The organism is Streptomyces sp. NPDC001532 (assembly GCF_040298625.1).
Lineage (GTDB): Bacteria > Actinomycetota > Actinomycetes > Streptomycetales > Streptomycetaceae > Streptomyces.
The window spans coordinates 19277-27460 of record NZ_JBEPAL010000070.1; the positions used below are offsets into that span (position 1 = coordinate 19277).

The 8184-nt window shown below is 73.4% G+C and carries 8 protein-coding genes; 3 read left to right on the plus strand and 5 right to left on the minus strand.

Going from position 1 to position 8184, the window contains the following annotated elements; all coding sequences use genetic code 11:
• Nucleotides 1–12: 12 nt before the first annotated feature.
• The 3 genes from ABT232_RS36880 to ABT232_RS36890 all read right to left on the minus strand — a co-directional run bounded on the left by ABT232_RS36880 (nucleotide 13) and on the right by ABT232_RS36890 (nucleotide 2012).
• Nucleotides 13–234: a hypothetical protein gene (locus ABT232_RS36880; protein ID WP_351848769.1), complete on the minus strand. Its 222-nt coding sequence runs from the start codon at nucleotides 232–234 to the stop codon at nucleotides 13–15.
• A gap of 558 nt (nucleotides 235–792) precedes the next feature.
• The gene (locus ABT232_RS36885; RefSeq protein WP_351848789.1) at nucleotides 793–1323 is read right to left on the minus strand and encodes a toxin-antitoxin system, toxin component; all 531 of its coding nucleotides are present in this window, start codon (nucleotides 1321–1323) and stop codon (nucleotides 793–795) included.
• 32 nt (nucleotides 1324–1355) lie between these two features.
• Nucleotides 1356–2012 (minus strand): helix-turn-helix domain-containing protein, encoded by a 657-nt coding sequence (locus ABT232_RS36890; RefSeq protein ID WP_351848772.1) that lies wholly within the window; start codon nucleotides 2010–2012, stop codon nucleotides 1356–1358.
• 223 nt (nucleotides 2013–2235) lie between these two features.
• Here ABT232_RS36890 and ABT232_RS36895 point away from each other — a divergent pair, with 223 nt between their 5' ends.
• Both ABT232_RS36895 and ABT232_RS36900 read left to right on the plus strand, forming a co-directional pair.
• Nucleotides 2236–2907 carry an MmyB family transcriptional regulator gene (locus tag ABT232_RS36895; protein ID WP_351848774.1) on the plus strand — a complete coding sequence of 224 codons (672 nt, stop codon included), beginning with the start codon at nucleotides 2236–2238 and terminating at the stop codon, nucleotides 2905–2907.
• A 276-nt stretch (nucleotides 2908–3183) separates the two neighbouring features.
• Nucleotides 3184–5235, plus strand: a complete 2052-nt coding sequence (locus tag ABT232_RS36900) for a phosphocholine-specific phospholipase C (protein ID WP_351848776.1) — start codon at nucleotides 3184–3186, stop codon at nucleotides 5233–5235.
• A 51-nt stretch (nucleotides 5236–5286) separates the two neighbouring features.
• On the opposite strand, the gene ABT232_RS36905 is transcribed toward ABT232_RS36900, so the two are convergent.
• Together ABT232_RS36905 and ABT232_RS36910 are read right to left on the minus strand one after the other, a co-directional pair.
• Entirely contained in the window at nucleotides 5287–6237 is a 951-nt protein-coding gene (locus ABT232_RS36905) for a DMT family transporter (protein WP_351848778.1), read from the minus strand.
• A complete protein-coding gene (locus ABT232_RS36910) occupies nucleotides 6234–7106 on the minus strand; it encodes a phosphatase PAP2 family protein (protein ID WP_351848781.1) in 873 nt (290 codons plus the stop codon). The genes ABT232_RS36905 and ABT232_RS36910 overlap by 4 nt, the downstream gene beginning before the upstream one ends.
• A 322-nt stretch (nucleotides 7107–7428) precedes the next feature.
• Between ABT232_RS36910 and ABT232_RS36915 the strand changes: the two genes are divergently transcribed.
• Nucleotides 7429–8043, plus strand: a complete 615-nt coding sequence (locus ABT232_RS36915) for a TetR/AcrR family transcriptional regulator (protein ID WP_351848784.1) — start codon at nucleotides 7429–7431, stop codon at nucleotides 8041–8043.
• Nucleotides 8044–8184: the final 141 nt, after the last annotated feature.

Genomic DNA, 8184 nt, shown 5'->3' on the forward strand with positions numbered 1-8184 from the left:
GCCTGCCGTCGGTCAGGGTTCCGGACACCAGCTGTGCAGCAGCTGGAAGAACGCCTCCTCGTTGCCGCTCAGTCCGGCGTCGGCCAGCGCCTGCTCCGCCTCGGCGAGCACCGCGGGCGGAACGACCGGGGGCCGGGGCGACGGGGCGTCGAAGGCGGCCCGCACCGTGTGCAGCAGGCGCAGATAGGCCTGGACGGCGGTGCGCTCGCGGTCGGTCAGTACGGCAGTGGGCATCGGTCGGCTCTCCCCGTCTCGGCGTCTCCCCGGCACGCACCCGCTCGGCGCGCGCCGCCCCGCACAGCGCGGGACACACCCCCAGCTTGCCGCCCACCACTGACAATCGCCCCTCACCGCCACCCGGTTCGCCCGCTCAGCGGAGCCGAGAGCCCTCCGACGCGAGCCGCATCAAGCCCCTCCACGCCGGTCCGAGGCACGGGGTCGCGGGCAGGGAACTGGCCGGGGGCGGAGGAGGCGGAGTCGAACAGACAGCCGGTCCGAAGACAGCCGGGAGGCCGCCCGAGCGGACCGTGAACGGCCGCTGTGCGGGGCGTCGCGGAGGAGTTGGGGCCATCCGGGAGCAGCCGTACATGCAACGGGATCGGCACGGCCGCCGGACGCCGCGAGGTGGGGCGGAGCCAGGCAGACCCGAGGGAACCAGGCAGCTGGGGCTGGGCCCGGGGTGGAGCGGCCGGGAAACCGGGAGCCGGGAGCAGCCGGGGCAGAAAGACGCGCGCGGCCGGGCCCGGGCCGGGAAGGTGACGGCGTCGGTGGCGCTCGCTGCGTCGGCCTGTGTCAGCCCTGCGGGCCCAAGTAGCCCAGTGAAGCCTCGATGCGGCCCGCCAGGTGGTCGCGGGGGACCGGGCCGCGGGTGGCGGAGCCGGCCAGCCAGGCGCGGCACTTGCTGGCCAGCAGCAGACCGAAGCTCTCGGCCTCCTTCTCGTCGGCGAGGTCGAAGCGGGTGCGGGCGGCGACCTTGAGGACGGTGGCCTGGAGGTCGGCGGAGTCGTGCAGGAGGCGAGCGGCGACCGCGGCGCCCTCGACGTGGTGACCGCAGTGGCCGGCCTTCATGTGCCACAGCTCGTGCCCGAGGATCACCAACTGGTGGTCGGGGGCGGTGCGCTCCTCGATGACGACGAGGTCCTGGTCGGTCATGTCGAGCCACAGCCCGCTCGCCGTGCCCGGCGGGAAGGCGGCGGTGCGGAACCGCACGGGACGCCCCCGGCGGCGGCTCATCGCACCGCACAGCGCCGCGTACAGCTCGGCGGGCGGGGCCGGTGCCGGGAGGGCCAGCTCCGCTACGAGTTCGCCGCACAGACGGCGCATGTCCTTGCCGATGCCCACTGTCTTCCCCCCGCTCACGACTCGGGCCGCTTGACGCTCTCCAAGAGCATGTCCAGCCATTCGGCGACCTTGTCGCGATGCTGGTCGGTGGGCAGTTGAGCGGCCCGCCAGGCGATCCCGCGCACGCCGTGGTCCTGGAGCAGCCGCTCCAGCGGGTCGTCGGCCGCGGCGGCCGCCTGTCGCTCCCGGTCGGCGAGCTTCTGCAGCAGCTCCTGCTCGGTGCGTTGCAGCGCACCGGCCAGCGCCTCGGCGTCCTCGGCGGTGAGGAAACCGGCGTGCACGCGGAAGAAGCGCTGGATGGCGTCGCAGTGCTCCATGGTGGGCCGGCGGTCACCGTTGATGAGGGCGCCGGCCTGCTGCCGTGACATGCCCGCTCCGTCGGCGATCTCCTGCTGGGTGTAGCGGCGGCCGTTGGGTTTCAGCCTGGTACGGCGCAGCAGATCCAGCCGTTGCAGGAACCGCGCCTGCACATCCGGTTCGCCCGCGGGCCGCCCGCGCAGCAGGTCCTTGACCACCGGCTCGGGCACACCGCAGGCGACGGACAGCCGGGCGGTGTCGAAGACCTCGGCGTGCGGCACGCCGATCCGGTCGGCGAGCGCGGTGACGCGGGCGACCAGGGCCGGCAGCACAGCCGTCGCCGTGGCGCCCGGAACCTCGTAGCCATCCGTCACCGACAGCACTCCTACGTCTCTCACAGGCTTCTCACAACTGGTGGCCGTGAACTTCCCGGAGAGTAGCCGGTGCTTCGAACTCACATCCAGGTCTCGCCACAACTGTGGCCAATTTCAGCCGTCAACCGGCATGAAATGCCACGATAGTTGACACGCCTCACGTCGGGGCCCCAGGATCAAGGCGCCGCGTGAAGGCGGCAGAGGCAAGAGGGGTGACCTCCCGATGGCATATCAGGCAGGAGGGCAGCGGTCCGAGCTGCGGCCCGTACCCAAGTGTCCCGAGGCCCAGGCATATCTGGAGGACTACGCCGCACTTCTGGACGCCGTGCCCTTCCCCTCCGTCGTGGTCGACCACTGCTGGGACGTGGTCCTGGCCAACGGCGCGTTCGAGTCACTTTTCCGCGGCGTCGCGCCGCATCCGACGGCCATGCCGTGGGACAACTTCCTCAGGTTCGTCCTGTTCCACCCGGACGCCGGCACCGTCCTCGGCGACCACGAGTCACGCTGGTGCCTGCCGATGCTGGCGCACTTCGCGGCGGCCGTGGAGCAGCACGGACATGACCACCAACTCCAGTCCATCCGCCGGGACATCGCCCAGGACCCGATCATGGACGCGGCCTACCGGCAGGGCCTGCCGCACTGGATCAAGGCGGTCGGCGCGCGGGCCGTCGAGCACGACGGCGCGATCCGTCCGCTGCTGCACCCGGACCCGCGCTGGGGCGCCACCGACTGCCGTATCGTCGGCGAGACCCCCAAGACCCTGCAGGAACTGGGCTACACCCGGCTGACGCTGGTGCTGCGCGAGCCGCGCCGGACCGCGTCGGCCGCGCGCAGGCGCGCCCGCGCCCGCCAGACGGCGGGTCACCTCAGCGTGGTCCCCGCCCCCGAGGTCTGACCGGGCACCGCCGGCGTTCAGGTCGCCGACGGCGCCACGGTCGGTCCGGGCTCTTTCGTCCAGTCCCGGTCTCTCCCGCTTCGTCCCGGTCTCTCCCGTCTCGTCCCGGTCTCCCGCGGCCCGGCCGAAAAGGGCACCGCACGTACCCACGACCTTCACACGCGCGCCACCACACCCTTCCCTGACGTTCGGTGCTCTTGGAACACTCCTTCCGCGCGCATTCCGTCATCGCCATCCGGCCGGTCGAACCACGTCAGGACGAGAGGTCCCTCACCCATGCCCGAAGTCAACCGGCGCAAGTTCCTCCAGATCGCGGGCGCCACCACGGCGTTCAGCGCGCTGGCCGGCAGTATCGAGCGCGCCGCGGCCGTCCCGGCCGACCGCCGCTCGGGAACGATCGAGGACGTCGAGCACATCGTCGTGCTGATGCAGGAGAACCGTTCCTTCGACCACTACTTCGGGAAACTCCGCGGGGTCCGGGGCTTCGGCGACCCCCGTCCGGTCACCAAGAGCGACGGCAAGCCGGTCTGGTACCAGTCGGACGGCACCAAGGACGTGCTGCCCTTCCACCCTGACGCCGACGACCTCGGCATGCAGTTCCTGGAGGGCCTGCCGCACGGCTGGACCGACGGCCAGGACGCCTACAACGGCGGCCGGTACGACAACTGGGTGCCCGCCAAGGGCACCACGACCATGGCGTACCTGACCCGTGAGGACATCCCCTTCCACTACGCGCTCGCCGACACCTTCACCGTCTGCGACGCCTACCACTGCTCGTTCATCGGCTCCACCGACCCGAACCGCTACTACATGTGGTCCGGGTACACCGGCAACGACGGCACCGGCGGCGGCCCGGTCCTCGGCAACGACGAACTGGGCTACGGCTGGACCACCTACCCCGAGCGCCTGGAGCGGGCCGGGATCTCCTGGAAGATCTACCAGGACATCGGCGACGGCCTGGACGCGGCCGGCTCCTGGGGCTGGATCGCCGACGCCTACCGCGGCAACTACGGCGACAACTCGCTGCTCTACTTCAACAGCTACCGCAGCGCCCAGCCGGGCGACCCGCTGTTCGACAAGGCCCGCACCGGCACCGACGTCAAGAACGGCGACGGCTACTTCGACCGGCTGCGCGCCGACGTCAAGGCCGGCACCCTGCCGCAGGTCTCCTGGATCGCCGCCCCCGAGGCCTTCTCCGAGCACTCGAACTGGCCGTCGAACTACGGCGCCTGGTACATCGCGCAGGTGCTGGACGCGCTGACCTCCAACCCGGCGGTCTGGGCCCGCACGGCCCTGTTCATCACGTACGACGAGAACGACGGCTTCTTCGACCACGTGGTGCCGCCGCTGCCGCCGGAGTCCGCGGCGCGGGGCCGGTCCACCGTGGACGTCTCCCTCGACCTCTACCCGGGCGACAGCAAGCGCCCGGCCGGCCCCTACGGCCTCGGCCCGCGGGTGCCCATGCTGGTCGTGTCGCCATGGAGCAAGGGCGGCTACGTCTGCTCGGAGACCCTTGACCACACCTCGATCATCCGGTTCATGGAGCGCCGCTTCGGTGTCCACGAGCCGAACATCTCGCCCTGGCGGCGGGCCGTCTGCGGTGATCTGACCGCGGCGTTCGACTTCTCCCGCAAGGACAGCCGGCCCGCCGCGCTGCCCGACACCGACGGCTACGCGCCGCCGGACCGCGAGCGCCACCCCGACTACCGTCCGACGCCGCCCGCGCACCCCGACATGCCCCGTCAGGAGCCCGGACTGCGCCCCGCCCGCCCGCTGAAGTACGCCCCGGTGGTGGACGGCGCGGCGGACGTGGCGGCCGGGAAGTTCACCCTGGCCTTCGCCTCGGGGGCGAAGGCCGGGGCCGCCTTCCTGGTCACCTCCGGCAACCGCGGCGACGGTCCCTGGACCTACACCACCGAGGCCGGCAAGACGATCTCCGACACCTGGAACTCGGCGTACTCCGGGGGCGCGTACGACCTGACCGTGCACGGGCCCAACGGTTTCCTGCGGGTCTTCAAGGGCCCGAACCGGACGGCCGGCCCCGAGGTGACCGCCCGGCACGCGGGCGACGACATCGAGCTGACCTTCACCAACAAGGGGTCCGCGACGGTCCGGCTGACCGTGGCCGACGGCTACGGCGGCCCCGCGCGGTCCGTGCGGGTGCGGCCCGGCGCTGTCGTGCGGCACACCGTCGACCTGGCCGCGAGCCGGCGCTGGTACGACCTCACGGTCACCTCCGACGCAGGCCCGGCCTGGCTGCGGCGCTTCGCCGGGCACGTCGAGAACGGGCGGCCCGGCGTGAGCGACCCGGCGATCGTCACCGAGTAGGCCCCGCCCTCCCCGCTCTCCGGGCCACCGCGGTCGTCCCGGCGCCGCGGCTCAGAGCGGGGTGAGGTGCCCCGGATCCGGCCGCGTCCGCCGGGGCACCAGAGCCGGTTCGGGCAGCAGTACGGCGGGCAGGGCCGGTTCCGGCGGCAGTGCGGCGGGGACCGGCTCCGCGGCGGTCGGGGGCTGCGGTGCCGTACGCGCCAGCAGGACCACGCCCCAGGACGCCAGGCCGGCCCCGGCCAGGGCCAGCAGCACCCCGGCGGGCCCGCCCCGGAAGCGCTCGCCGAGCAGCGACAGCCCGATCACCGCGGCGGCCACCGGATTGGCCAGCGTCACCATCGCGAGCGGCGCGCCCAGGCCGCCCCGGTAGCCGGTCTGCGACAGCAGCAGCCCACCGGCGGCGAGGGCTGCGACGAGCAGCGCCACGCCGATCACCTGGACGCTCAGCACCTGGCCGGAGCGGTCCGTGGCGGCGACGGTCACGGTCTGGGTGAGCGCGGAGGCGACACCCGAGGCGATCCCGGAGGCGGTGGCGTGCCGCAGGCCCGGGCGGGCGCCGGGCCGGGCGAGCGAGCCGATCAGCACCGCCGTGACGCCGGCGACGGCCAGAGCCTCGGGGACGCTGAGCACATCGTCGGGCGCGGGGCCGGACGCCGTGACGAGCACCGCGGCGAGGCCCGCCAGGGTGAGGGCGGTGCCCCGCCACTCGGCCCGGCTGACCCGCCGCCCGGCGATCCGCGCGCCCAGCGGCACCGCGGCGACCAGGGTGAGCGCGCCGAGCGGCTGCACCACGGTCAGTGGACCGTACTTCAGGGCGACGACGTGCAGGAGGGCGCCGGTGGCGTTCAGCGCCACGGCCACCCACCAGGCGGCGCTGCCCAGCAACCGCACCACGCCGGAGCCGTCGCCGCGCGAGGCCAGCCGCTCCTGGGCGACGGCGGCGGCCGCGTAGCCGACGGCGGAGAACATGGACAGCACCAGGGCGAGGACGGTGGCGCTCATCGGCCCGCCTCCACCAGCTCGGGCTTCCCGGCAGCGGCACGGGCAGGAGCCGCTGGCGGTGTCGCTGTCGGTGTCGCTGTCGGTGTCGGCGCCGGTGTCGGCGGCTTCGGCGGCGCGGAGGAGGGCGCCGTGGACCGCGTGACGGTGCTCCGCACCGGCGGGCGCGGCACCGCGAGGGCGAGGCCGAGGAGTGCGGCCGCGACCAGCGCGTCGAGCCAGTAGTGGTTCGCCGTGCCCACGATCACCAGCAGGGTCACCAGCGGATGCAGCAGCCACAGCCACCGCAGCCGGGACCGGGTGGCGGCGATCAGGCCGACCGCCACCATCAGCGCCCAGCCGAAGTGCAGCGACGGCATGGCCGCGAACTGGTTGGACAGGGTGTCGGTGGACGGCGGTCCGTACACCGACGGCCCGTAGACCCGCCCCGTGTCGACCAGGCCCGCCGCCGCGAGCATCCGGGGCGGGGCGAGCGGGAACGTGAGATGCAGCACCAGCGCGGCGCCCGTCACGGCGGCCAGCACCCGGCGCGCCCAGCGGTAGTGCCCGGGCCGGCGCAGGTACAGCCAGACGAGGAAGGCCGCGGTGGCCGGGAAGTGCACGGCCGCGTAGTAGGTGTTCGCGAGGTGCGCGAGCGTGTCGCCGTGCAGCAGCAGGGACTGCACCGCGCCCTCGCCGGGCAGGTGGACGGCTCGTTCCAGGTCCCAGACCCGATGAGCGTTGCGGAACGCCTCGTCGGTGTGGCCGGTCGCCAGCCGGCGGCCCCCCTTGTACAGGAGGAAGAGCCCTGCGACGAGCAGGAATTCACGGACGAGCGGCGGCCGCGCTATCGCGTCCGGCTCCGCCTCTGCAGGCTCGGTGCGGGCATTCATCCCCCGGCCCTTTCGCTGACGGTGGTGCGTGGGTGGTACATGCGGAGCTTGTGGCTCGGCGGTACTCCGGCCTCGATGTCATCGATACGACCGCGTACCGATACGCAAGTGTACCGATACGGTCGAGTACCGGTACACTTGCGTATCGGTGTGGTGCGCCACACGGATCGCCCCACGGACCCGGACACACCGCACGGACGCCACTCGTGCGGACGCCGCCCCGCGTGGACGCCGGCCGTGTGGAGGCCGTCCGTGCGGGGCACGGGATGCACCACACTGGTAGGCAGCACTCGAACCCGACTCGAGCCAGGGAGAAGAGCCGATGACGTCGCAGGCCGCGGACGGACCGGACACGGTCGTCGCCTCGCGCCGCTCCAAGATCACGCCCGAGCGTGAGCAGGAGTTCTTCGACGCCGTCCTCGAACAGATCCGCGAGTGCGGCTACGACGCCGTGACCATGGAGGGCGTCGCCCAGCGCACCCGGTGCAGCAAGTCCACGCTCTACCGGCAGTGGCGGACCAAGCCGCAGTTCGTCGCGGCGGCCCTGCGCTCCAACCGGCGGGTACGCTTCGCCGGCATCGACACCGGCTCGCTCGCCGACGACCTGCGCGAGGTGGCCCGCTGCATCGCCGGGTGGTCGGCGAAGGACACCAAGCTGCACCAGGCCCTCGGCCACGCGGTGACCCAGGACAGGGAACTGGCCTGCGCGCTGCGCGAGGCCCTGGTGGAGCCGGAGCTCGCGGCGCTGGAGGAGATCCTGCGGCGCGGCGTCGAGCGGGGCGAGGTCGCCGCCGACCATCCGGCGCTGAGCTACGTACCCGCGCAGCTCTTCGGAGTCCTGCGCGTCAGGCCCGTCCTGGAGGGCCGGTACGCCGACGCGGACTACCTGGTCCGCTTCGTGGAGGCCGCCGTGCTCCCGGCACTCGGCCTCACCTGAGAACCGGGCCGCGCCGTCCACGGGATGACTGGACGGCCGGTCTGCTCGCGCCGACCCGTGGGGACGGGGGCGGCGCGCACCCCCCGGGGGGGGGGGGGGGGGGGGGGGGGGGGGGGGGGGGCCCCCCCCCCCGGGCCGGGG

Excerpts from the sequence above, each read along its gene's own strand:
- ABT232_RS36880 (WP_351848769.1), bottom strand. The coding sequence starts at position 234 with ATGCCCACTGCCGTACTGACCGACCGCGAGCGCACCGCCGTCCAGGCC.
- ABT232_RS36885 (WP_351848789.1), bottom strand. The coding sequence starts at position 1,323 with ATGCGCCGTCTGTGCGGCGAACTCGTAGCGGAGCTGGCCCTCCCGGCA.
- ABT232_RS36895 (WP_351848774.1), top strand. The coding sequence starts at position 2,236 with ATGGCATATCAGGCAGGAGGGCAGCGGTCCGAGCTGCGGCCCGTACCC.
- ABT232_RS36900 (WP_351848776.1), top strand. The coding sequence starts at position 3,184 with ATGCCCGAAGTCAACCGGCGCAAGTTCCTCCAGATCGCGGGCGCCACC.
- ABT232_RS36905 (WP_351848778.1), bottom strand. The coding sequence starts at position 6,237 with ATGAGCGCCACCGTCCTCGCCCTGGTGCTGTCCATGTTCTCCGCCGTC.
- ABT232_RS36910 (WP_351848781.1), bottom strand. The coding sequence starts at position 7,106 with ATGAATGCCCGCACCGAGCCTGCAGAGGCGGAGCCGGACGCGATAGCG.
- ABT232_RS36915 (WP_351848784.1), top strand. The coding sequence starts at position 7,429 with ATGACGTCGCAGGCCGCGGACGGACCGGACACGGTCGTCGCCTCGCGC.